Below are 635 nucleotides of genomic sequence, written 5' to 3'. Positions count from 1 at the left end.
GCGGCCGCGCTCGCGCGCAAGCCGGTGGTGTCGGCGCGCAGCCAGGCGCTCGCACATCCGGTCTCGATCGGCGGCGACGGCGCCACGGTGTTCGGAGCGGATGCCGCGCGTCGTACGAGTCCCGAGTGGGCGGCGTGGGCGAACGGGGTCGCGGTGCGCGAGCTCGACTTCCACGACACGTTCCTGGCGGCGGAGTACTCGCATCCGGGCGATAACATCCCGCCGATCGTGGCGGTGGCGCAGCACCTGGCTGCGGGACGTGGCCTGACCGGCCGTGACGTGGTGCGGGGCATCGCGACGGGGTATGAGGTCCAGATCGACCTGGTGAAGGCGATCTCGCTGCACGAGCACAAGATCGACCACGTCGCCCACTTGGGGCCGAGCGCGGCGGCCGGTATCGGCACGTTGCTCGGCCTCGACCAGGAGACGATCTTCCAGTCGATCGGCCAGGCCCTGCACACCACGACCGCGACCCGGCAGTCGCGGAAGGGCGAGATCTCGTCGTGGAAGGCGCACGCTCCGGCGTTCGCCGGGAAGATGGCCGTCGAGGCGGTCGACCGTGCGATGCGCGGCCAGACCAGCCCCACCCCGATCTACGAGGGTGAGGACGGCGTGATCGCGTGGCTCCTCGGCGG

At 71.5% G+C, this 635-nt stretch carries 1 protein-coding gene; it reads left to right on the top strand.

Annotated elements, in window-relative coordinates; genetic code table 11:
* Nucleotides 1–635, top strand: a 635-nt coding sequence (locus IEX31_RS18520; protein WP_188744852.1) for an MmgE/PrpD family protein, incomplete at both ends; no start/stop codon positions are given.

Origin of the sequence: Agromyces bauzanensis, from assembly GCF_014645655.1 — a bacterium.
GTDB lineage: Bacteria > Actinomycetota > Actinomycetes > Actinomycetales > Microbacteriaceae > Agromyces > Agromyces bauzanensis.
Note: the sequence above shows the minus strand (reverse complement) of the source record. Positions and strands in the feature narration are given on the sequence as shown.